We start from the raw sequence: 24464 nt of genomic DNA on the forward strand, positions 1-24464 counted from the left end.
TAAAAAGATGAGAAGGGTTTATATGTTTAGTGAAAAAAGGTTCCATCAATTTTCATTAAAAAGCGTACCAAAGGATTTGCTCTCAGGTTTGATTGTCGGGGTTATCGCAATTCCACTTGGTATGGCGTTCGCCATTGCTTCGGGGGTGAAGCCGGAGTATGGAATCTATACAACGATTGTTGCCGGGATTCTCATCTCTCTGTTGGGAGGATCGAAATATCAAATTGGCGGTCCTACTGGTGCATTTATTCCAATTTTATTTGGAGTAGTAGTGACATACGGATATGAAAATCTCCTGATTGCTGGGTTTATGGCAGGAGTTATTCTTCTCTTGATGGGAGTGCTGAAGCTTGGGACCCTCATTAAATATATCCCTAGGCCAGTAACAATCGGGTTTACTGCAGGGATTGCCGTTACGATTTTCACTGGACAATTAGCTAGTTTCTTAGGTTTAGAGGGAATCAAGAAGCATGAGGAATTTATACGCAACATTGAAGAAATCATGGTCCATCTTAACTCAACGAATGTTTTTAGTATTATCACAGCACTTATATGTTTAATTACGGTTATTTTTACACCAAAAATTGCACCAAAGGTTCCAGGTCCGCTTATTGGCTTAATTGTATCCACACTTGCGGCAACCCTATTTTATCCGTCACAAGTCGCAACCATTGGAACGGCATATGGAGAAATCCCAAGTACACTGCCTTCACTCCATATACCGAACCTTAATCTTGAGCAAGTTATGAAATTATTGAAGCCCGCCTTTATCATTGCGATGCTGGGAGGAATTGAATCCCTGCTGTCTGCTGTTGTGGCCGATGGGATGACAAATAGCCGGCATAACAGTAATAAGGAACTAATTGGGCAGGGAATCGCAAACATGATCACCCCATTATTCGGCGGTATTCCCGCAACTGGAGCGATTGCCAGGACAGCTACAAATATAAAAAATGGTGCTGTTTCGCCATTTTCAGGGATCATTCATGGTATTGTTGTTTTGATCGTGCTGCTGTTTTTTGCACCTTACGCTTCATACATCCCGCTTGCCAGCATGGCACCTATTTTGATGGTCGTCGCCTGGAATATGAGTGAAAGGAAGGTATTTGCTCATATTTTAAAAACAAAATCGACAGATTCACTAGTACTTTTAGTTACGTTTTTATTGACGGTTTTTGTGAATTTGACAACCGCGGTTGAGGTGGGGCTCGTCATGTCAGCCCTTTTGTTCACAAAACGGATGAGCGACCTAATGGTTACGGCGAAGGCCTTGCCAAATCAAAAGCATAAGAATGGAAAAGTAGAGACTGGTATGGTCACTGATACACATGACTGTCCGCAAATCAGCATTTTTAATGTTGAAGGTCCGTTATTTTTCGGGGCAGCCGAAACCTTTGAAAAAACCATCATGAGCACAATAAACTACCGCCCCAAAATTTTATTGCTGCGAATGAGCAGAGTCCCGTTGATGGATACAACAGGTGAAGCGAATTTATCTAGTATTGTTCATCATTTTTCGAAAAATGGTATAGTATTGATATCAGGCTTAAATGCCCAGCCGGAAAGCGTTCTAAAGAGAACTGGGTTGTTTCAAACGATTGGCGGAGAGCATTTTTTTGAGCATACTGGAGAAGCCATTCAATATGCCCTCGAGCAAATTAATAAAAATAAATGCCTTGGCTGTAAGCATTTTGCCTTCAGGGAATGTAAGAAGCTATCTGCCACTGAGGCTGTTGAAGGTAGGAAGGGACTAACAGCTACCATCTAATAATAATTAGGAGTGGAAGAATTGAATCTTGAAATGCAGCAGTTTAAAGCGGATTTTTTTAAAGCACTGGCGCATCCATTGAGAATCCGCATTTTGGAGCTATTAGCAGAAGGGGATAAAAACGTCAACGAAATCCAAACTCTGGTTGGCAGTGAAGGCTCTGCTGTCTCCCAACAGCTTACGATTTTAAGAGCCAAAAATATTGTTACAGGAACCAAAGAGGGAAATAAGGTCATTTACACACTGAAGGACCCAATGATTATTGAACTGTTGGCTGTTGCTAGACAAATCTTTAATAATCATCTTGTTGATACCATTACAATATTGGATAAATTTAAAGAAGATGAAGAAGAGGAAACCATGGTACCGAAGAATTAAATTCTTCGGTCTTATTGTGAGCAACAGAAAACGATTACAATTATTTTTCGACAAAATCCTGCATTGTCATTGTCTGCCTGAGAATTACACCCAATTTAATAGTCAAATTCCAAACAGAAATTGGTAGATTTGTAGAAACGTGTTGGTTTATGTCAATAGTACAATTCTTGACATATAAGCCTAAAAGCGGTATATTTTAAACAGCCGTTGCACGAGATTAGATTTATGTTACAAGCTTGTTCAAGGTTTTAACCGATGTTTGGATAAGGAACTGAAGTAAAGCTATCACGTTGTAATTTGGTGAATTTTACACATGGCTTTTATTCAAGCCAATAGGAGGATTTTTTCACATGAAAAACGGTAAAGTAAAATGGTTTAATTCAGAAAAAGGTTTCGGTTTCATCGAAGCAGAAGACGGAAACGATGTATTCGTTCACTATTCTGCAATCCAATCTGAAGGTTTCAAAACTTTAGAAGAAGGTCAAGAAGTTTCTTTCGAAGTAGTTGAAGGAGCTCGTGGACCACAAGCTGCTAACGTAACTAAAAAGTAATTTAAAAAAACCAATTATAACAGTCCGGTAAATTGCCGGGCTGTTTTTTATTTTACAAAAATATTACCCTTAATTCCAGTAAACTGCCAGCATTTCCAAGACCTTAATACATGGTATTTTGCTATAATAGAATCATTGAGAAAAAATGCAGTGGGGTGAAGCACTTGAAATTTATCCATACAGCCGATTGGCATTTAGGCAAACTGGTCCATGGTGTATATATGACAGAAAATCAGCGGGAAGCACTTGAACAATTTATAGAAATTGTCGCCGAGGAAAAGCCTGATGCGGTTATCATCGCAGGCGATTTATATGATCGTTCCGTTCCGCCAACCGATGCCGTTGAGTTACTTGATGAAATTCTTTTTAAAATTAATGTTGAATTAAAAACACCTGTCGTGGCCATTGCTGGAAATCACGATAGTGCTGAAAGACTTTCTTTTGGCAGCTCGTGGTACAAGCATAGCCAATTCTATTTATCTGGCAAGTTATCAAACAGCTTCAAGCCCGTCCATATCAACGGGGTAAACTTTTATCTCGTGCCTTATGCCGAACCGGGTGTTGTAAGACAGCTCCTAGGAGATGATTCCATCCATTCTCATCAGGATGCGATGAAAACACTGATTGGCAAAATGGAAGAAACGCTTAATCCGAATGAACCTAATGTCTTGGTCGGTCATGCCTTTGTGCTGGGAGGACAAACCTCTGACTCCGAACGGATTCTGTCGGTTGGCGGCTCGGGATGTGTCGGTGCCGAACTGTTTGAACCATTTTCATATACTGCACTTGGCCACTTACACAGTCCGGATGCGATTAAACACAACAAAGTGAAATATTCTGGATCCCTTTTAAAATACTCTTTTTCCGAAGCCAAACAGAACAAATCTATTTCGATCATTGAAATGGATGATAAAGGTAACTTTACTCATCGCTACCGCTCCCTCACACCAAAACATGATATGAGGGAACTAGAAGGACATTTGGAAGAATTACTTGACCCGCACTTTTATGAAAAAGAACGAATCCATGACTATTTAAAAATCACCCTGCTTGATGAAGGGGCCTTAATTGATCCGATTAATAAACTGCGACAGGTATTTCCAAATGTTTTGCATCTTGAGCGGAAAATTGATGTTACTGATTTAAAGAAAAAGCAGTCTTTCAATGCTGTCAGAAGTGAGAAAAAATCAGAGATTGAGTTATTCGAGCAATTTTATACGGAAATGACCACGTCCGAATTTACCCAGGATAAAAAGGATGCAGTGGTTGGGGTTATTGAAAAAGTACTAAAGGGGGAAATGGTGAAATGAGACCATTAAAACTGACGATGCAGGCGTTCGGCCCTTATGCAGGTACTGAGACGATTGACTTTTCCAAGCTGGGAAATCGGACGATGTTTGTGATTTCTGGAAAAACGGGTGCAGGCAAAACAACGATCTTTGATGCTATTAGTTATGCCATTTATGGCAAAGCGAGCGGGGAGGACAGGAACGGTCCTGAGTTAAGAAGTCAATTTGCCAAGGACGAGCTATTAACTGAGGTCACATTAGATTTTTCCCTTCGAAACAAAGTGTATTCAATCACCAGGTCGCCTCAGCAACAGAAGAAAAAAGACAAAGGGGACGGTTTTACCTCAATTGGTGCAAAAGCCGAGCTTTATGTGTTGGATGAGTCGGGTGAGAAAAAGCTGCTCGCTTCAAAAATCACCGATGTAGAAGAGAAAATTAAAGAAATTATGCTGATCGATGCGAATCAGTTCCGGCAAATTTTAATGATACCCCAAGGTGAATTCCGAAAGCTGTTGACGTCTGACAGTAAGGATAAGGAAGTCATTTTACAAAGACTATTCCATACCCAGTTTTATAAAATGGTCGAAGAAAAACTGAGGGATGAAGCTGCCGAGCTGAAAAGGTCTGTTGAAGATCAAGTTCAAGCGAGGAATGTAGCTATTCGCCGTGTCAATGCAGTTGTAAATGAAGAGCTGCGTGAATTTTTGGAAGCAGACAGCGTGAACGATACTATTATCATGCCGCTCCTGCAAAAAGAAATAGCAGGATTAGGAGAAAAGCTCGAACAGCTGGACCTTCAATTGAAAGATAAGGCCCGAGAGCAGGACAAGCTGAAGAATCAGCTTTTCGAAGCCGAAGCCATCCTAAAACAATTGCAAACGAAAGAGGAATTGAAGGAACAGCGAGGCACACTGATTTCTCAAGAGGAATTGTTTGCAGAAAAAGAAAAGCAGGTTCAAAGGGCCCAAAAGGCTGCTGTTTTAGCCGAGCAAGAAGCGCTATGTCATCGCTTGAAAAAAGAAGAAGACCAACTTGGAGCAAATGTCCAATCAATAAAAGTCGATATCGAAAAATTACAAGAGCTGCTTGCCCAATATGAAGGGCAGCTTCAAAAAGAGATAGACCGTGAAGGAGAGCGTAATTCCGCACTGGAAGAGGTTAATCGACTTTTGAATATGAAAGAGGATGTTTATTCATTTGCTGCTATGGTAAAAGAGGCTTCTAGAGTGGAGGCATTATTAAAAAACCTTAAGGACAAACATCGTCATTCTGAACAAACACTAGAGCAATTAGATGAACGGCTTAAATTTTTACAGCAGCAAAGTTCAGAAATCGAAAAGGGAAAGCTTACCCTCCTAGAAAATGAGCGACAGGTAGAAAAGCTTGATGCCGAGTTAGAGCGTCTAGAAAAATATCAGACACTTCAAATTCGCCACCAAAATGCGGTGCAAAATCTTAAACATACCACGGGACGGTATGAAAATACAGCTGCAAGATTAGCAGATGCTAAGGCAATTGTGGAAGTTTTAGAGAATAAATGGCTTCATGGCCAGGCATCACTTTTAGCAGCAAGGCTTCAAACAGGTGAGGCATGTCCAGTGTGCGGTTCTGAGCACCATCCTGCACTAGCCAATAAGCATGATGACACCATTCCGACGGAACAGGATATGAAGGCTGCGAAAGAACAAGCGGCCCATTTGGAAAAAGAAAAATCTGCCGATGAGGCGGCCCTTTACCAAAGCCAATCTGCCGAAAAGGTCCAAAAGGAAGCCTTGGATGAAATATTGCAGGAAATTCGTACACAGCGGTCCGATTTTAAAGAAAGTGATTATTCAATCGTTAAGTCAGAAGTTGTCGCTGCGAAAAATAGTCTTATTCTTACACAAAGAGAATTATCGCTACAAATTGAACAACTAGAGAAAGTGAAGACAGAGATAGAGAAAAGAGAAGCTCAAAAGCTAGTATTACAAAAAGAGATCCAGCAATTTGCTGGAGAGGTAACGGAATTAACGATTCAATTTACAGAAAAGAAAACAAATCTGACTAGATTGATGAATGTTATTCCAGAGAACCTTCGTTCCGAGGCTGAATATGAAAAAGCACTAGCTGTTTCACGTAAAAGCTATGAATACTTGGTGAAATTGTTGGAAGACGCGCAGCAGCGTTTGCAAACAGTAAAAGAAAAGCTTGCGGCTGAAACGGCAAGATTACAGAATGCAATGAAGCACTTTGTTGAAAAGCAGGAAGAGCTCAATACAGAGCGTGAAATCTTCAAAAATAGACTCTCTGAACAGGGGTTTGAAAATTTCGGAGTGTACCATGCTTCGAAAATAGTTGAAAATGAAATTCGCAGGCTTGAAAATGAAATCCGCGATTATCGTGAAGAGCTGCGTTCAGTAACAGATCGTTTGAGAGAGTTAACGGAACTGTTGGCAGATGTAAAAGCACCAGATGTTGAGGGAATTAAGTCCGAGCTAAGCAAGGTTAGCAATGAAATTGAAAATCTCACAAATCAACGTACCGATTTTTTTGTGAAAAAACGGGATAATGAGGATATCTATAGCCAGGTTGAACGTCTGAATGAAAAAATGAAGATGCTGGAAGAACGGTACAAGCTGATCGGCCATCTTTCCGAGATTGCCAAAGGGCAGAATAATTTCCGGATTACCTTTGAACGGTATGTACTGGCATCTTTCTTGGACGATATTCTTCGTGAAGCCAATGTGCGGTTAAGGAAAATGACTTCTGGGCGCTTTCAGCTGTTAAGGAAAACAGACCGTTCAAAAGGAAATGCCCAAAGCGGTTTGGAATTGCTTGTATTTGACCAATATACAGGGCAGGAACGCCATGTTAAAACCTTATCCGGCGGTGAAAGCTTTAAGGCATCTTTATCCTTAGCGTTAGGTCTTGCGGATGTTGTTCAAAATTATGCTGGCGGCGTCTCCCTCGAAACGATGTTTATTGATGAAGGCTTCGGTACACTTGATCCTGAATCGCTTGATCAGGCAATTGAAGCATTAATGGATATCCAAAGCAGCGGGCGCCTGGTCGGAATCATCTCCCATGTCCCGGAATTAAAAGAACGAATAGATGTCAGACTGGAAGTTATTTCAGGACAGACCGGAAGTACGACTGAATTTATGTTTATAAACTAATTTTAAAAGGCAGTGGATTTCACTTACGGTGAAATCGCACTGCTTCTTTTTATTAGTTCCACCTTGTCCCCAATTTTAAAGGGCTTTAAAGTTAGGAAACGGGTACTGAGCTTCAGCAAGAGTTGATAGACTAGTCAATTCAGCTATTGCGCCGATTTTATTCCAAACAGCCATAACATTTGGGTTTTGGTGTGCTTTTTCAATCGCTTCCGTCGATTTCCACTCAGCAATTTCGATAATGGTACCATCTTCGGCTTGAAGCGTTAATACCTCACGGTCTGTGATTAGCTCTTCTTGACGTAAAGTAGGGATATGTATTTTCAGGACTTTCATCAATTCTTTCTCATTACCAGGTTTTGGCCGATAAAGGGCCATAAAAACTACCGCAGACATGCAATTTCCTCCTTATATTCTGATTAAATTAACTATACCCAATTTTAAAAAATAAATAAAACAACACTACATCCAAAAAGAGAGGTATTTTTGCTAGAAATGTAGAAAGGTAAAAGAGGATATCACATTAAAGAGGGAGAAAGCACCATGATTAGCGAGATCAATTTTCAAAATGATTGTTTACTTAAAGACCTGTTTGACCTTCAAAGAGCTTCCTATCTTGTTGAGGCAGAGTTAATCAATTTTTTCGAAATACCGCCCTTAAAGGAGTCCATGGAGGATCTAATCGAGAGTGGAGAAACCTTTTTGGGATATTTCGAAGATGGCGTATTGGTGGGGGCTATCTCTTACACGATTGAAGGGAAAGAGGTTACGATTTGCCGAATGGTTGTCCATCCAAACCATTTTCGAAAAGGGATCGCGCAAAAGCTTTTGACTTATGTTGAAAAAAATCATTCTGATTTACCGATATTTAAAGTATCAACCGGGAAAGAAAACAGCCCTGCCAAGAATCTTTATTTTAAAAATGGGTTTCAGTTAACAGAGGATATTGAGGTTGTACCTGGATTATTTATTAGCCATTTCGAGAAAAGAAAGGAAGGATCACTTTGACAGTTAAAGAAACATCAACTTTCACACACAAACAACTTGCCGTACAATATTTCAATAAAACGTGGGATGTCCTTGATCTGAATGAAAGAACGATAGAAGAGGAGGAGAAAATGGTCCATCTTGCCCATTCATCCTTTTGGCATTGGACTCAGGTAGAGAACCACACGCCTAAAAATCTATCGATTGGTTATTGGCAGCTTTCAAGAGTGTACGCAACCGTTGGCAACGGGGAAAGAGCACAATACTATGCGGAGCGCTGCCTTGATGTTAGTTTAGAGAATAAGATAGAACCCTTTTATGTGGGGTATGCGTACGAAGCATTAGGACGGGCGAATGTCCTTTTGAAACAGAGCGATCTAGCACTAGAACTTGTAAAACAAGCACAAGAATATGCCGAACAAGTTCAAAACGAAAATGAAAAATCCATGCTATTAAACGATTTGAAAACCATAGGATTTTAATAAAACCATTAAGGAGCCCAGAAATTGAGGCTCCTTAATGGTTTAAAATTACTTTCTGCCGTAAAACTCTTTGACCTTTTTGATTTCTGATTCCAATTCTTTATCTAAATCTGCATAAAATAATACAGCAGCAAATTCTTCAGAAGTTAAATATGCAGACCCTGCTTCCATTTCTTTCAGACGAATACCATCAGTGGTCTTCTCCATCTCGATAACTCCAAAACTATTTCCGGAATTTAACTTTGCTGTTTTGCTGCCGTTCTTATTAGCAGTAACAACAATATTTCTATTTCCCAATTGAACAGAATCAACTGTTTTTGTCATTAATTGACGCACTTTTTCAAGAGAGTTCAAAACATCATCTGCTAAGTTAGAATGGTGCAGCAGGATTGCTAAATGTTCAGATGAAATATGAGCAGAACCAAGCTCCATCTCTTTTAAACGAATTTCACCTTTAGAGGTTTTCTCCATCTCTAACACTTTAAAAGATAATCCAGAACTTAGACTGGCAACAACACTGCCTTCTTTTGTTGATTTCACATCGATGGTGTGTTCACCCATATGGATTCTTTGATTTTTACTAGTCATGAAAATTCCCCTTTTTTCAATTTTTTTCTCAATCCAACAGAATAATATCAATTTTTTGATTATTTGTGTTAAAAAAATTTTTCTTACTAAAAAATAATTTTTCAAGTTAGAAACGATAAAGTATTTTTTAAAATTAAGGAAATTATATAATGAAAGGAAAATGTTCAATTAAGGAGATTACATGGTTATTACCTTTTATTTTGTCATAAGTTGGCTGATGATGGGGTTGTTCATTTTTAATCGCAAGAAAAGCTGGGGCACGAAAAAGGAATTGGCTTTTCTTGTATTACTAAGCTGCCTCATTAATTCACATACCTATTTAGGCTTATTTGAGACATTTAAATGGATGAAAACAACAATAAATCCCAAATTGTATATTGCCTTTCTCCTTTTTCGAAGCGTGTTTATACCCTTTTTTGTTTCATTTTTCTCACTTCTATTTTTTAACTGTACAAGAAGTAAAAAGCTAATGAGCCTGCTCATTTATGGTTTAATCATTTTGGTGCTCGATAAAATAAGCCTCAGTTTTGAACTGTACAGTTTCAAAAAATGGAATCATTTTTTTACATTAGTGTATTATTTTCTATATTTGTATTTTATGATTATTGCATTGAAGTGGTTTAAGCATTTAGGTGTGAAGGAGGCGGATATAGGAGATGATGTGGACAGAAAAAGGTTTTGGTCTAAATGATTACTTTGTCATTGCTGCCGTAATTGTCTCATGGATCATCTATTTTTTTCTCCCGAAGATATTTTCAAAGCAATTTACCGTTCTTATTTTTTTATTCACTTTAACAATATCTTCCATTTTTGATAATTCCTTCGGTGCTACACCAATTGATTTGTATGATATTATGGACGGCCCTGCTTATACCGTCATGGATATTCTAGTGTATTTCCTGTATCCTCCAGCCGGCTATATTTTTTTACTCCTCTATAAAAAGCTTCGAATAAGGGATCAGCATCTAGTTTTATTCATCCTAATCTCTACTGCCTTCTCGCTTGGAATCGAATGGATCAATCATAAAATGGGCGTTTTTAAATATAAAAGCGGCTATAACATTATATACTCCATCTGTATTTATTTGTTCGTCCAATCTATTTTTGTTTTATTTTATCGATTCCTATATAACCACGGAGGTGAAAGGATTGACACTTCAAAAAGCAGGGATTGACGCAGGCGGGTCCCTTATGAAAATCGTTTATCAGGAAAATAATAAAAAGCATTATAAAAAGTATCCTATAAATCAAATAAATGAAGCAGTTTCATGGTTAAAAATAGCAGCTCCAAATCTAAGTGTCGGCTTAACGGGAGGAAAGGCCCATCTTATTCAAAAAAAATATTTACATAATGCTGTACTAATTCCTGAGTTTCAAGCTACCTGCGAGGGTGCAAGGATTTTAATGTTGGAGGAGAAGAAAAGAAGCAATCAACACTTTTTAATTGTGAACATTGGAACGGGAACATCCTGGCATTTAGTAGCTGGGGAAAAGTATGAGCGCATCCTTGGCAGTGGAATTGGCGGAGGCACCTTTATCGGGCTTGGCTCCCTATTAACCAAAAAGGAAGATTTTCAGGATCTTATTCATCTTGCTAATAAAGGAGAGAAAGAGAATATTGATCTGCTGGTAAAAGATATTTATGAATCGGCCGAACCGCCAATTGATGGGCATCTAACGGCAGCTAACTTTGCAAAGGGATTAAAGGTGAAGCATTCAGATGCCGATCGAATGGCTGCTGTTACAAATATGATCGCAGAAACAATTGCCCTCTTGACGCTGCAAGCTGCTGCTATTCATCAGGTTAAATCAGTTGTCCTTATTGGGAGCACCTTAATTGGAAATGAATCATTAACATCAACACTAGAATACTATTTGAAAAGATTCGAGCTAGAAGCAGTTTTTTTAGGTAAAGGGGAATATTGTGGTGCAGTTGGGGCTTATGATTTTGTCTAAAAAAGTTCGCTTGAACAATGTTCCTTTTAAAGCTACAGTAAAGGGGAAGACCGATAAAGTAGGTGGCAAACTTGGAAAAACGATATTTTACGATTGGTATGGCAGGACATATCGATCATGGTAAAACGTCTCTGACAAAGGCGCTTACCAATGTCGATACTGACCGTTTAAAAGAAGAAAAAGAAAGGCAAATCTCCATTGAACTCGGATTTGCTCCCTTATATGAAGATGAAGAAATTCAGATCTCTGTTATTGACGTTCCTGGTCATGAACGGTTTATTAGGCAAATGATTGCTGGAGTGGCTGGAATAGACCTTGTCGTACTCGTCGTGGCTGCAGATGAAGGAGTCATGCCGCAAACGCGTGAACATCTTGATATACTAAAATTTTTGGGTGTGAAAAATGGTTTAGTAGCGATTACGAAAATCGACCGGGTTGATGAGGAATTTATTGAACTGGTTAAGGATGATATTTTAGAAGAACTTACTGATACAGTTTTTGAGGGTGTACCCTTTGTGCTCGTTGACAGCCTTTCCCATAAAGGAATCAGTGAAATTAAAGAATTGATTATTCAGACATTAAAGGAACAAGAAATGCGTGATGCAAAAGGAGATTTTCGCCTTCCGATTGATCAGGTATTCACTGTAAAGGGACAGGGAACAGTTGTTCGTGGAACGGTATATGAAGGGACAGTCGAGGAAGGGCAAGCATTACTAGTCATGCCAAAAGGAATCGAGGTTCGAAGCCGTCAAATACAAGTCCATCATAATCCAGCTCAAAAAGCCTATGCAGGGCAGCGAGCCGCAATAAATCTCTCGGGTGTTTCTAAGGAAGACCTGGAGCGTGGGGATGTGCTGGTTTCTTCCGAGCATTTTATCGTAACGAAGACTATTGATGTCGCCATTCGAATTGTTGATGAGCTCGAGCATTTGGTTAAGCAGCGAATGCCAATTAAGCTCCATATTGGTACGGCAGAGGTAATGGGAAGAATTGTATTCTTTGACCGAAATGAAATTAAAGAAGAAAATGGAGAAATTCTTTGCCAGCTAAGACTTGAAGAAGAAATTCTCACAAAGCGGGGTGACCGTTTTATTTTACGGAGACCAAGCCCGCAGGAAACAATTGGCGGCGGATGGGTAATTGACCCCAGAGGCCAAAAATATCGTTTTGGGAATCAAACAATTGACGAACTTGAAAAGAAAAAAGCAGGTTCTCCGAAAGAAAGAATTACCGCTGCTTTATTTGAAGCGAAAAGTCTTCCGCTCTCTGAGTTGATAAAGCGGACTGCACTTGATGAAACAACCTTAAACAAACAAATGGGTGATGAAGAATTTGTTTTATATAATGGAAAGGAATACTCTCATCGACTACTAATCAATTCTATCGAAGAAGATATTATTGATAGATTGCAGGAGTTTCATCAATCCCATTCGATGAAACAGGGATTAAATAAAGCAGAACTGCTTCAATCGATGCAAAAAAGATTTCCTAAGTCGCTGCTGGATTATGTTATTGAAAATGGAATCACTAATAGCGTATTTAAGCGAAAAGAACAATTTGTTTCATTAGCATCCTTTGTTCCTCATGTGACGAAAAACTGGGCAAAGAGGACAGAAAATATGTTGGTGGAAATGAAAAAAGATGGATTAAAGGTCCATTATGTAAAAGATTATTTTAAAGCAGCGGGTATTCCTGAAAATCTAGAATCTGATTTAAAGCGGTTTCTGGAGGATGAAGCCTTAATTGTTACGTTGGATGAACAATTTGCTTATCATGGGGATGTGTTTGCAGCTGCAGTGGAAAAGCTTCGAACGCGAACAGGCTCCGAGTTTGATGTAGGAGAAGCGAAGGAAGTGCTAGACCTTTCCCGTAAATACATGATTCCATTTTTAGAACGATTGGATGCACAAGGTTTAACTATGCGGGTAGAAAATAAACGGGTTTGGAAAGTATAAAAAAAAGCCTCGATTCCAGTTCTGGAACGAGGCTTTTGCTATGTGAATTTAAGATAGGAACTCAGCTGGATTTAGCCCCAGCTCACGGCAAATGTCAGCCACCATCTGTTGTTCATTTTGATCAAATTGCCCATCAGCATATCCAATGGCAATACAATAGCGGGCCACTAATCGGGCGATTTCTGGTTTCGTCCTTATTTTACCTAAGGCACGGAAGGCTTCAGCCCGGCCCATCATCCGGTCATGTTCCATTTTAGAAATGAACATATTGAATTTCTGAATAACTTTGTTGGTATCAAAAACTCTTAATTCCTCACTTTGATGAACAAAATCGAGCATCTTTTGCCTTTCTGAAGCATCTAAGTATCCATCCGCCATGGCTGTCAATGCACAAGCGGCCACAACTGCCTCTAAAACATCCTGGCTTTTATAACGATTAAATAATTCTTGTGCTTTCCTCTTTTGCGTATTGGCCCATTCCATATAATCTGTATTGGAAGGAGACCAGGTGCTTCCACAATTGTTACAAGTAAACTTTAACTGGTTTTTCCCAATAAAACCACCGAGCAGGCCAACAGGACCAAGAATCAGACCCCCAACAGCTGCTTTTCCTAGACCAAAACCCTTCTTGCCAGTCCTTACGTTCGTAGAGTGACAGCGCGGACATAGGATGTCATCCCCGCCATATGTATGTGGAGAAGGTGAGGATGTTGAATAGCTCTGCGCTGGATATCCAAAAGCAGGCTGCCGATTTGATGATTCGGGCTGCAAATGAATGGGCTGCTGAAAACTATGTTGGTTATTTTGACTTTGGCTATATGGATCATATTGAGTTTGGTTTTGCTGATATGGATTATGATTACTTGTATTTTGCTGATATGAATTTTGGGCACTAGGACTCTGTTGATAATTTTGTTGTGGTGATGCCTGAATTGGTACGGAAGGGGCTGGATCGTCAACAGTAATCCCAAAATTCATGCATAATGCTGCTAAACCTCCTTGAAATCCGCTTGCAATCGCATTAAATTTCCATTCTCCATTATGGCGGTAAAGTTCTGCTGCGACAATGGCAGTTTCCACTGTGAAATCTCTTCCTAAGTTAAATCTTATTAATTCCTCATTCGTCAGTTCATTAAAAATCCGCACGTAGGAATCGGATACCTGTCCGAAATTTTGCCTTTTTATTTGGGCATCATGAATTGTTATTGTGAATGCAATTCGGTGTATATGTTCAGGAACTCTGTTTAAATCAATTCTGATTTGTTCATCATCCCTTACTCCGGATCCAATACGATTATCTCCACTATATAGGATGGAACCATTTCCACCCGAGGGATTGTTATAAAAAACAAAATCTTGATCGTTGTTTACCTTTCCAGTGGCACCCAATAAAAATGCCGAAGCATCCAAATCAAAATTAGAACCCAGGTTATTAATATTCCATCCCAGGCCGACAACAACGTTTTGAAGACCGGGATGGGATTTAGTCAAATCCACCTTCTGGCCTTTACTAAGCGTAACACCCACACTTTTCACTCCTAATTTATTAATTAATAATATGTACGGTTTAACTTTAGAAAAGTTTCATTAAAAATAGTTTTCGTCATTTCATAATGGAATATTATGCTAAAATGAATAAAAAATGCAATACGGAAGGGATAAAGATATGATTGAAACGGAACGATTACTGCTGAGGCCTTTGCTATTAAGTGATGCAGAACGGGTGGAAGAACTTGCTGGAGATTATGAAATAGCAAAAACTACATTGACAATTCCGTATCCTTATCCAAAAGGAGCTGCGAAGCAGTTTATTATAAAGATGAATGGTGCTGAGAAAGAGGGAAAGCTTGTTATTTTAGCCATCACAAAAAAAGAGGATGGTGTATTTATAGGCATTATTAACCTTTCGATCAATATTCACCATGAAAGAGGGGAACTGTCTTATTGGATTGGAAAGGAATATTGGCGAAGGGGATATGGAACCGAGGCAGCAAAGGCAGTTATTAAACTTGGCTTTGAAGAACTCCATCTAAATCGAATTTTTGCAGCAGCATTTACGAACAATCAAGGCTCTTGGAGAATTATGGAGAAAATTGGGATGAAGCATGAAGGCACCTTAAAGCAGCATGTCCTTAAATGGGGAGAATACGAAGACCTTTCTTACTATGGAATAGTAAATACGGAATATTTTAATCTATTAAAATAGAAAAGAAGCACGCTGATTCAAGTTTCAGCGTGCTTCAATTATTTCCATTAAGGAAAAGTTAAGAATTGAATGGAATAATAGGCTTATTCCAAAATATTTCATCTCCAGGCAAGCGGCCTGGATTAAAAAGGAGCAGGCAAAAATGAAAAAATGGATCTATATTGCTTTGGGTGTTTTAGTAGCAGGATTTGTTAGCTACCAATGGTATTCATCAAAAAATAGCACACAAACGGCTTCAGCCAGTGTAAGGACTGCTGTTGTCCAACAAGGCAAATTAGAAGTGAAGATCAGTGGTTCTGGAACCGTACAGCCAGTTACGAGTGAAGATATTAAATCAAAGATTGATAACAACGAAATAGATGAAGTGTTAGCCGCTGCAGGTGACGAAGTAAAGAAAGGGGACGAGCTTATTACGTTTACTGACGGAAGTGACCCTGTTACAGCGCCTGCTGATGGTGTTGTCACTACCATATCTGTTACTGCAGGAGAACGTGTGACAAACGGACAAGTTGTTGCCCATTTAACAAACTACAAAGATTTACAAACCGTCGTTCAAATTGATGAACTTGATATTCCAAAAATTAAAAAAGACCAATCGGTTAGTTTAAAAGTAAATGCCTTTCCAGACCAACCGTACACTGGAAAAGTTACAGCCATTGCCGAGGAAGGGACCTCAACAAATGGAGTTTCTACCTTTGATGTAACAATCCATATCGATAAACCCGACAACCTCAAAGTCGGGATGAGTACAGAAGCCAGTATTTTAACCGCAAGTAAAGATAATGCCCTTTATGTACCACTTGATGCCATTTACACGTCCAATAATCAAAAATATGTCATTATCGCATCATCAGAAACAACAAATCAAAATTCAGGGGCCGTGCAAAAAAATGTTAAAACGGGATTAGCAAATGAAGATTATGTGGAGATTATCGATGGAGTAACGGCAGGAGAAACCGTTCAGTTACCCCAATTAGCCACAGGAAGCACCTCGAATAATGGCCAAAGAATGATGCAGGGCAGCGGCTTTGGAGGGGGATTCGGCGGTTTCGGTAACACTGGAGGCTTTAACCGCAGCGGAACCGGACAAAGGCAATTTGGTGGAAGGGGCGGAAACTAGTGGTGAGACCGATTATCCAAATTAGTAATTTAATGAAAACCTATAAACTCGGTGGTGAAACGGTTCATGCCTTAAATAATGTTTCTCTTGAGATCGAAAAAGGAGAATTTTTAGCTATTATCGGTCCTTCAGGTTCAGGTAAATCAACCTTAATGAACATGATTGGCTGCCTGGACCGACCGAATGCCGGTAAATATCTCCTTGATGGTAAGGATATTGGAAAAATGAATGATAATCAGTTAGCAACGATTCGGAATCAAAAAATCGGATTTATTTTTCAAAACTTTAACCTATTAACAAAATTAACCGCACTTGAAAATGTGGAACTGCCCATGTTATATAGAGGTGTTCCCGCAAAAGAGCGGCGGGAGAGAGCGTTAGCGGGCCTTAGTAAGGTTGGATTGAAAGAGCGGGCAGGACATTTACCAACACAGCTTTCAGGTGGCCAGCAGCAGCGGGTAGCGATTGCTAGAGCCCTTGTTGGAAATCCTGCAATCCTACTCGCTGATGAACCGACAGGTGCGCTTGACAGCAAAACCAGCAAAGAAATACTGCAAGTAATGAAAGAATTAAACGAGTTAGGCCATACGATTGTTTTAATTACCCACGATTTAGCGATTGCTAAAGAAGCAAGGCGAATGGTCAGCATTCAGGACGGACAGCTTCAGGAGAATGGGGGTGAACTCATTGGGAATTTTGCAATCTATTAAAATGGCATTGCGGAGCATTCAAAGTAATAAACTAAGGTCAGCATTAACCATGCTCGGCATGATCATTGGTGTTTCCTCCGTCATCGTGCTTGTCTCTATAGCCCAAGGTTCGGCAAAGAACGTAACCAGCCAAATCAATCAACTAGGGACAAATCTTTTGACAATCAATACTTTTGGCACGGATTTAACCCTAACAGAAGATAAAATAAATGTGCTAAGTAAACTGAATGGAGTTAAAGCATTATCCCCAGTTGTTTCGGGCCGTGTAAACGTGAAGAAGGATCGTACCACCTCACAAGTTACGTTAACTGGGACTAATGCCGATTATTCCAAAGTTCGGGATACTAAGGTAAGTAATGGACGTTTTATTAACGATTTGGATATAGAATATAGACAGAAAATTGCTGTTATCGGCTCGGAAACAGCCTCCACCTTTTTTGGTGCGGAAAATCCTGTAGGTCATTATATTCAAATTGAAGGAACATCTTTTAAAGTTGTCGGGGTTCTCGTATCTAAAGGAAGTTCCCTAGGTCAAAGCGGCGACAATGTCGTAATTGTCCCGCTAAGCACCGGACAGCGTTTAGTGAAAAGCACATCGATTAATCAAGTTTATTTACAAGGAAAAAGCGAGGATCAAATGGATTTTGTCATGAATGAAGTAGAAATGGCAATGGCTTCCATGTATCCGGGCAAAAGTGATTCCTATAGTGTGACAAACCAACAGGATATCATGGATACGATGAGCTCTGTATCCAGTACAATGACGATGATGTTAGGCGGAATTGCCAGCATTTCCTTATTAGTTGGCGGGATTGGCATAATGAATATCATGCTAGTTTCTGTATCAGAACGTACTAAGGAAATCGGGATTCGGAAAGCCATTGGAGCGAAAAGGCGTGATGTTCTTCTTCAATTCCTTATTGAAGCAGTCGTATTAAGTGGTGTGGGAGGTCTAATCGGCATACTAGCCGGAGTCGGAATAGGGAAAATACTTTCCTCTATTCTAAGCTTAACCGTTTCCTTTACTTCATCCGTAATGCTTTTATCCTTCTTATTCTCATTGGCTGTCGGTGTGGTATTCGGGGTGTTCCCTGCTAATAAAGCATCTAAATTAAACCCGATTCAAGCCCTTCGTTATGAATAATTAAGTTTAGGGCGGGCTCGAATATGTAGTGTCCGCTCCGTTTGCTATATAATGAATGCATTAAAATAAGCCTTTATTAAAATTGGAGAGATTATATGCGGTTATTAGTTGTAGAAGACAATCTTCCATTGTTAGAATCTATTGTCGAGCTATTATCGGATGAATTTGAAGTGGATCAAGCATCCAATGGGGAGGACGCATTGTTCTTAGCGATGCAGAATATTCATGATGCGATTGTTTTGGATGTAATGATTCCTGAAATTGACGGATTTGAAGTGCTGCAAGCCATCCGGCGGGACGGCATCAAAATACCTGTCCTATTTTTGACAGCCAGGGATTCCTTAGAGGATCGCGTAAAAGGTTTGGACTTTGGCGGTGACGATTATTTAGTAAAGCCGTTTCAGGCTGCTGAGCTAAAAGCAAGAATTCGGGCATTATTAAGAAGAAGCGGTAGTTTAACGACCAATCAAACGATTCAGTATCGAGGAATTGAGCTGATTGGGAAGGAAAGAGATATTCAAGTCGATGGTGATTCTATTAAGCTTACCACTAAGCAATATGAGCTATTGGAATATTTAATCCAAAACAAAGGAGCGATTTTAACAAAAGAACAAATTTATGACAGGGTTTGGGGCTTTGATTCCGATACGACAATAGCAATAGTCGAAGTGTTTATGCACCATCTTCGTAAAAAACTAGAACCATATGGGTATCATGCAGATATCAAAACGATTCGTGGCGTAGGATATATGCTGAGCGAGGAATAGAGGTATATCATGTTTCGTCAAACACATATTAGACTTACTCTGTTAAACTCCTTGGTCTTTATCATTTTGATTAGCATCCTTGGCAGCATCATTTATTTTTATACAGAAAATCGAATTTATAAGGATGTTAATCAATCGTTGATGGAATCCCTTAACCATATTGAAGTCCAAGACCAACGGCCGCCCGGGATAAGTGGTAAGCATGATATAGAAGGTGCTGGACCGAGATTCATTCGGAGAGACCCGCGAATCATGACCTTGATTTGGGATGACAATAACAATCTTTTAGCAGAACAAAACCGGGAATCTGAGCTTTTTCAAGATAAGGAAAAATTTATTCGCCCGAAAAAGTTAAAAACTTTGCAGGATGTTGATGTAGAGAACTTTTCGTATCGATATATAGCTTTTAAAGTGGATACTCCTGTATTGGGGAAAATAACTGTTCAATTCATTCGTAATGTGAACTCAGAAAAGGAATTGTTGGATAGGCTTTTGTTAATTATGCTTATAGGCTGTGGGCTTGGAATTATCTGTGCGATTGTGGCGGGTTATTTCTTGGCTGGCAAGGCGCTGGTCCCGATTAAAAACGCCTGGCAAAAGCAGCAGGAATTTGTATCTGACGCTTCACATGAGCTAAGGACGCCGCTCGCAGTTATCCAGGCAAAGACGGATTTATTGTTCCGAAGTCCTTCCGCCACCGTACAGGATAAAATACTCGATGTGTCTGCGATTTCTACCGAATCAAGACGCATGTCCAAGCTGGTAGCTAACCTTTTAACGCTGGCACGATCTGACTCCGATCAAATCGAAATGAAGAAAGATTCGTTTCAGTTGGATGCCCTTATAAAGGAAATCCTCCAACACTATGAAGAAATCGCGATGTACCAAGAAAAGTCGCTTCGGTTAGAAGCTAATGAACCAGTTAAATTTTATGCGGACAAAGAAAGGATTCATCAGCTGATTGTTATTTTGTTAGATAATGCGATGAAATACACAAACGAAGGAGGGGATATCCTGCTTTCCTGCAGGCAGACCCATTCTTCGATTATCTTAGAGGTAAAGGATAATGGAATCGGTATTCCTGAAAAAGATATACCTAAAATCTTTGACCGTTTTTATCAAAGTGATAAAGCCCGGACAGCCGCTGAAGGAACCGGTCTTGGATTATCCATCGCCAAATGGATCATTGAGAAACATCATGGAAAAACAAAAGTTCAAAGCACCCTTGGAAAGGGTACGACAATTGAAATCATTTTCCCAAGAACCCAAAAAAATTAAATTTGGGTTCTTTTTTTAAGAAAATCTTAAGGAAACCCCTTCATAATATGCTTATTAAATTGTCCAAAAACAGCATGGAATTTGAAGGGAGAAAATTTATATGAAAAAAATGAGAAGAGCCCATTTGTGGATCGGCTTAATTACTTCTGTTTTAATCTTAATGGAGTCGATTACGGGACTGCTGATGAACGAACCTTGGCTCATTGGACAAGCCCAGGTTGAAGGAGGCCGCGGTAATTTCCAACCAGGACAATTCAACCAAAGACAATTTAATCGAGGTCAATTTAATCAAGACCAAGGAGGCCAGGGGACGAGTCAAAATTCAGGACAAGCGAACAGTCAAACACCAGGACAGGCGAATGGTCAATTCCAAAGACCACCAGGTGTTGGGAATAACGGTAACTTCGCTTTCAGAACACGAGGTGAAGGTATGGGCCAGGGCTCAATCTTAAGCACGATTAGGGGTCTGCATGAAGGGAGAATTGGCAATACAAACATCAAATGGTTGATCGATCTTACTGCAATTGCCATGATTTTTTTAACGGGGTCAGGTATCTATTTATCACTTAAAGTTCTCAGTGCCGATCGAAAAAGAAGAAAACGTCAAGAAGAAGATTTTGAGGTATTAGTAGATTAATAAATGGGAAAAGCACACGGGTGAATGCCCCATGTGCTTTTCATAATTCTATTCTACAATGATAGTTCCTTTAAACATTTGCATTCCGCAGCTAAAGGTATATTCCCCTGATTTGTCCGGTGTAAAGGTAAGATTGGTTGTACCGGTCTTAAGGTTAACCTTATTAATATTAAAATCTGGAATCATAAAAGTGGATAAACAACTGTTCTCAAGCGGATTTTTGATTTCCAGTTCAACAGGCACTCCTTTTTTAACTCTGATTACGTTAGGGCTATATCCCTTTTCGGTTACAAGCATTTTTACTTTTGGAGTTTGTTCCTTTGTCACATCTACTTCTGTATTTGCAGTCTCCTTAGTGGTTTGAGTTTGGGTTTGAGCTTGAGCGGTTTCTGTTTGGCCTGGTATTTTGACCATATCGCTCGAATACATGTATAAAAATAAGGAAACAAGCACGATTCCTGCACCAATAATCGCATATGGTGACAGTTCTTCGACATTTAATGAGTATTTACTATTTGTCGCTACAAAAATATAAACAATGACAAAACCGATGATAAGAATATAAAAACCAACTAAAATACCTAATAAAATTGAAGGGTTTATAAATTGAAGAAATACTCCGAGTATCGCGCCATTAATACCACCTAACAAACCCGCAATTGAGCCCATTAATATTGCCAATAATCCAATTGGATGTCCGGCTAAGAACCCAATAACGAATCCAATTATCATACTGACTCCCACGACAAGAAAGGTCTCCCCGGATAAAATGCCGATGATACTCCCTGAAAGCAGGCCGGTGATAACCGCTATGACCATACTAATCATGACACCTTGTGTTCCTGCCAGTTTGGTTTTATTGTGGTAAACTAGAAAAATGGAATATCCTGAGCAAATCGTAACAATAGCTGCTGAAATAATCGAAAAAATGTCCATATTAATCTCCTCTTATGTTGCTAGGGTTTATTAGATTAAACAACATAAGAATATTATAAATGCAAATATGTCACTAGGAGTTATGGGCAATTGAACGTTTTATGAATATTAAGGCTTTGAGTGATTTTCTTTATCTAGTGTATTTTTATAAATGCGTTTTAGGGTTTCATTTTGCATTCTAATCAATTCAAGCAATAATTCTTTTTCTTCTTCCTCCTGCTCGAGTTCATCCTTGTCTTCTTTTTTCATGCAAATCACCCCGTAATTCCTAATTATTTGCATTTTACCCGATTTATCTATATGTTGAAAGTGGTAATTTGGTTGTAATGAAAAATATCCCAAAATAAGATTTGACTTTTTGGATTGGGACATATATAATTTTCAAAAAATACTATTGAAACATTGACGAGGACTAGTAAATTGAAACGGTCTTACAAAGAGAGGAAACCATTGGTGCGAGGTTTCTTAAGATCCTCATTTGAACCTGCCTCTGAGTTCTGTATCGGATATTTTGAAGATACATGCGGATAAAATCCGTTATCATGCAAAGAGTTTAAAGCAATTGCTTTATAAATTTAGGGTGGTACCGCCAGGCCTTGGTCCCTTTTTAGGATCAAGGCCTTTTTATATTGAAAAGCGGAAGCGCACGTTTAGCGGCGTATGGCCTCCTCGGAAAAGCTAACGCTTTTCCTTCGTGCGATGTCAATGCTGCCGAAGCATTCCTTGTGGAGCGCTTCGACTGAGATAAAGGAAACACGAAGAGCGGCAGCGATTCGATGTTGACTTATCGTAGGGAGAAGAGCGAAGGACACTAGCCGCTGGGCGCTGGAGCTAGACTATTCTCAAAGTCGAAATTTTAATTAAATATTATCAATGAGGTGTCAAAAATGGCAAAGGAATTTGTAAAAGACGTAACCAGCATGGACGAGGATTTCGCCCAGTGGTATACAGATGTTGTCACAAAAGCTGATTTAATTGATTATTCAAGCGTCCGCGGTTCGATGATTATCCGCCCATACGGTTATGCTTTATGGGATAATATTAAAAATGAACTTGACCGCCGCATTAAAGAAACAGGGCATGAAAATGTATATATGCCATTATTCATCCCAGAAAGCCTGCTTCAAAAAGAAAAGGATCATGTTGAAGGTTTTGCTCCTGAAGTAGCGTGGGTAACACATGGCGGTTCTGAAGAATTGGCTGAGAGATTAGTTGTCCGTCCGACTTCTGAGGTTTTATTCTGCGAGCATTACAAAAATATCATCCATTCCTATAGAGATTTACCAAAGCTATATAACCAATGGGCTAACGTAGTCCGCTGGGAAAAAACAACACGTCCATTCTTGCGGACATTAGAGTTCTTATGGCAGGAAGGTCACACGGCCCATGCGACAGATGAGGACGCGATGGAAGAAACAATTAAAATGCTGAATGTGTATGCAGCCATTTGTGAAGAAATTCTTGCGATTCCGGTTGTAAAAGGACAAAAGACTGAAAAGGAAAAATTTGCTGGAGCCAAAGCGACTTTTACAATTGAAAGCTTGATGCATGACGGAAAAGCATTACAGTCTGGAACTTCCCATCACTTTGGAACAGGATTTGCTGAAGCATTCGGCATTCAATATACAGACAAAGAAGGTAAGCTTCAATATGTTCACCAAACATCATGGGGCTTTACAACCAGAATTATTGGAGCACTAATCATGGTTCACGGCGACGACCGCGGCCTTGTGATTCCACCAAAAGCAGCACCTACTCAAGTCATGATAGTGCCAATTGCGCAGCATAAAGAAGGCGTGCTTGATTTTGCCTATGATTTGAAAAATTCACTTGGGGCGGTTGCTCGTGTTGATATTGATGCCAGCGACAAAAAACCAGGCTGGAAATTCAATGAGTACGAAATGAAGGGAATTCCAGTTCGTCTGGAAGTCGGACCTAAGGACATTGAGAACAAGCAAGTTGTCTTAGTAAGACGGGATACATTAGAAAAGGTAATTGTTTCTTTGGATCAATTAGAAACAAAATTAGTTGAATTATTGGATGACATTCAAAGCAATTTATACAACAAAGCCTTGAATCATCGTGAAGAAAGAACCACTGTTGCTTTGACACTTGCTGAATTAAAGGAATCACTGGAAGCAAAACCAGGCTTTATCAAAGCAATGTGGTGCGGCGAGTTAGCCTGCGAGGAAAAAATTAAAGAAGACACGACGGCAACATCTCGTTGTATCCCATTCGAGCAGGAAAAACTGTCTGAAAACTGTGTTTGCTGCGGAAAAGAAGCAGATAAGATGGTTTATTGGGCAAAAGCATACTAAAAATTTCTTTTTTTATGGGCCATTCCATTGTGGAATGGCCTTTTTTGAATAGTTTATGCTTCTTAAAAGAGATTCAAGTCGAGACATTTTATTTTTATCGGCGAATTTTAGGAGTTTATCAGCGATTCTGACTAGTTTATCGGCGAATTTTGGACTTCCGTCAATAAAAAAGATATTTTTCGGCCAGGTTGTGGCGTATTTTTTTCTTCCGCGCTTCGTATCCACTTCGCTTGGAGGCCTCT

General features: G+C 39.5%; 24 protein-coding genes and 1 other annotated feature. Of the genes, 18 read left to right on the top strand and 6 right to left on the bottom strand.

The genetic code is table 11. From position 1 onward, the window contains the following. Positions 1-22 precede the first annotated feature (22 nt). The 5 genes from PH210_RS12740 to PH210_RS12760 all read left to right on the top strand — a co-directional run bounded on the left by PH210_RS12740 (position 23) and on the right by PH210_RS12760 (position 7141). Entirely contained in the window at positions 23-1768 is a 1746-nt protein-coding gene (locus PH210_RS12740) for a SulP family inorganic anion transporter (RefSeq protein ID WP_289985806.1), read from the top strand. 21 nt (positions 1769-1789) lie between these two features. After that, positions 1790-2146 (top strand): ArsR/SmtB family transcription factor, encoded by a 357-nt coding sequence (locus PH210_RS12745; protein ID WP_289985808.1) that lies wholly within the window; start codon positions 1790-1792, stop codon positions 2144-2146. Positions 2147-2496: 350 nt separating this feature from the next. Further along, entirely contained in the window at positions 2497-2697 is a 201-nt protein-coding gene (locus PH210_RS12750; protein WP_026575162.1) for a cold-shock protein, read from the top strand. Positions 2698-2861: 164 nt separating this feature from the next. Further along, entirely contained in the window at positions 2862-4007 is a 1146-nt protein-coding gene (locus PH210_RS12755; RefSeq protein ID WP_289985812.1) for an exonuclease SbcCD subunit D, read from the top strand. Beyond that, positions 4004-7141: an AAA family ATPase gene (locus PH210_RS12760; protein ID WP_289985813.1), complete on the top strand. Its 3138-nt coding sequence runs from the start codon at positions 4004-4006 to the stop codon at positions 7139-7141. The genes PH210_RS12755 and PH210_RS12760 overlap by 4 nt, the downstream gene beginning before the upstream one ends. Positions 7142-7216: 75 nt before the next feature. Here the strand turns inward: PH210_RS12760 and PH210_RS12765 are convergent, their stop codons facing one another. Beyond that, positions 7217-7534, bottom strand: a complete 318-nt coding sequence (locus tag PH210_RS12765; RefSeq protein ID WP_289985814.1) for a putative quinol monooxygenase — start codon at positions 7532-7534, stop codon at positions 7217-7219. Between the two features lie 147 nt (positions 7535-7681). Between PH210_RS12765 and PH210_RS12770 the strand changes: the two genes are divergently transcribed. Both PH210_RS12770 and PH210_RS12775 read left to right on the top strand, forming a co-directional pair. Continuing rightward, complete coding sequence (locus PH210_RS12770) at positions 7682-8146, top strand: GNAT family N-acetyltransferase (RefSeq protein WP_289985815.1); 465 nt, start codon at positions 7682-7684, stop codon at positions 8144-8146. Then, positions 8143-8607, top strand: coding sequence for a hypothetical protein (locus tag PH210_RS12775; protein ID WP_289985817.1), 465 nt, complete (start codon positions 8143-8145; stop codon positions 8605-8607). Before PH210_RS12770 ends, PH210_RS12775 begins: the two co-directional genes overlap by 4 nt. A 48-nt stretch (positions 8608-8655) precedes the next feature. On the opposite strand, the gene PH210_RS12780 is transcribed toward PH210_RS12775, so the two are convergent. Continuing rightward, complete coding sequence (locus PH210_RS12780; RefSeq protein WP_289985819.1) at positions 8656-9195, bottom strand: hypothetical protein; 540 nt, start codon at positions 9193-9195, stop codon at positions 8656-8658. A 656-nt stretch (positions 9196-9851) separates the two neighbouring features. On the opposite strand from PH210_RS12780, the gene PH210_RS12785 reads away from it, so the two are divergent. The 3 genes from PH210_RS12785 to selB all read left to right on the top strand — a co-directional run bounded on the left by PH210_RS12785 (position 9852) and on the right by selB (position 13106). Then, complete coding sequence (locus PH210_RS12785) at positions 9852-10370, top strand: hypothetical protein (protein ID WP_289985820.1); 519 nt, start codon at positions 9852-9854, stop codon at positions 10368-10370. Further along, positions 10345-11151: a type II pantothenate kinase gene (gene coaW, locus PH210_RS12790; RefSeq protein WP_483312103.1), complete on the top strand. Its 807-nt coding sequence runs from the start codon at positions 10345-10347 to the stop codon at positions 11149-11151. Before PH210_RS12785 ends, coaW begins: the two co-directional genes overlap by 26 nt. Before the next feature lie 71 nt (positions 11152-11222). Beyond that, on the top strand, positions 11223-13106 hold the full coding sequence (gene selB, locus PH210_RS12795; protein WP_289985823.1) for a selenocysteine-specific translation elongation factor: 1884 nt from the start codon (positions 11223-11225) through the stop codon (positions 13104-13106). A gap of 48 nt (positions 13107-13154) precedes the next feature. On the opposite strand, the gene PH210_RS12800 is transcribed toward selB, so the two are convergent. Continuing rightward, positions 13155-14633 carry a TerD family protein gene (locus PH210_RS12800; RefSeq protein WP_289985825.1) on the bottom strand — a complete coding sequence of 493 codons (1479 nt, stop codon included), beginning with the start codon at positions 14631-14633 and terminating at the stop codon, positions 13155-13157. A gap of 139 nt (positions 14634-14772) precedes the next feature. Between PH210_RS12800 and PH210_RS12805 the strand changes: the two genes are divergently transcribed. From PH210_RS12805 to PH210_RS12835, 7 genes are all read left to right on the top strand, one after another. After that, complete coding sequence (locus tag PH210_RS12805) at positions 14773-15312, top strand: GNAT family N-acetyltransferase (protein WP_289985826.1); 540 nt, start codon at positions 14773-14775, stop codon at positions 15310-15312. Positions 15313-15454: 142 nt separating this feature from the next. Further along, complete coding sequence (locus PH210_RS12810; protein WP_289985827.1) at positions 15455-16432, top strand: efflux RND transporter periplasmic adaptor subunit; 978 nt, start codon at positions 15455-15457, stop codon at positions 16430-16432. 32 nt (positions 16433-16464) lie between these two features. After that, complete coding sequence (locus PH210_RS12815; RefSeq protein WP_483312111.1) at positions 16465-17142, top strand: ABC transporter ATP-binding protein; 678 nt, start codon at positions 16465-16467, stop codon at positions 17140-17142. After that, positions 17111-18286: an ABC transporter permease gene (locus tag PH210_RS12820; protein ID WP_354669985.1), complete on the top strand. Its 1176-nt coding sequence runs from the start codon at positions 17111-17113 to the stop codon at positions 18284-18286. Before PH210_RS12815 ends, PH210_RS12820 begins: the two co-directional genes overlap by 32 nt. 95 nt (positions 18287-18381) lie before the next feature. After that, positions 18382-19053 (top strand): response regulator transcription factor, encoded by a 672-nt coding sequence (locus PH210_RS12825; protein ID WP_289985833.1) that lies wholly within the window; start codon positions 18382-18384, stop codon positions 19051-19053. Positions 19054-19062: 9 nt separating this feature from the next. Next, the gene (locus PH210_RS12830; RefSeq protein WP_289985835.1) at positions 19063-20331 is read left to right on the top strand and encodes a sensor histidine kinase; all 1269 of its coding nucleotides are present in this window, start codon (positions 19063-19065) and stop codon (positions 20329-20331) included. 100 nt (positions 20332-20431) lie between these two features. Further along, positions 20432-20968 (top strand): PepSY-associated TM helix domain-containing protein, encoded by a 537-nt coding sequence (locus PH210_RS12835; RefSeq protein WP_289985837.1) that lies wholly within the window; start codon positions 20432-20434, stop codon positions 20966-20968. Between the two features lie 48 nt (positions 20969-21016). On the opposite strand, the gene PH210_RS12840 is transcribed toward PH210_RS12835, so the two are convergent. Continuing rightward, positions 21017-21904, bottom strand: a complete 888-nt coding sequence (locus tag PH210_RS12840) for a cupredoxin domain-containing protein (RefSeq protein WP_289985840.1) — start codon at positions 21902-21904, stop codon at positions 21017-21019. Between the two features lie 108 nt (positions 21905-22012). After that, positions 22013-22153, bottom strand: a complete 141-nt coding sequence (locus PH210_RS12845) for a hypothetical protein (protein ID WP_289985841.1) — start codon at positions 22151-22153, stop codon at positions 22013-22015. 144 nt (positions 22154-22297) lie between these two features. Further along, positions 22298-22512, top strand: a binding site (T-box leader). A gap of 279 nt (positions 22513-22791) precedes the next feature. On the opposite strand from PH210_RS12845, the gene proS reads away from it, so the two are divergent. Continuing rightward, a complete protein-coding gene (gene proS / locus PH210_RS12850) occupies positions 22792-24222 on the top strand; it encodes a proline--tRNA ligase (protein WP_483312104.1) in 1431 nt (476 codons plus the stop codon). A 12-nt stretch (positions 24223-24234) separates the two neighbouring features. On the opposite strand, the gene PH210_RS12855 is transcribed toward proS, so the two are convergent. Further along, positions 24235-24464, bottom strand: a 230-nt coding sequence (locus tag PH210_RS12855) for a hypothetical protein (RefSeq protein ID WP_289985845.1), incomplete at its 5' end; no start/stop codon positions are given.

Origin of the sequence: Paenibacillus sp. BSR1-1 (genome assembly GCF_030403775.1) — a bacterium.
Taxonomy (GTDB): domain Bacteria; phylum Bacillota; class Bacilli; order Bacillales; family Cytobacillaceae; genus Neobacillus.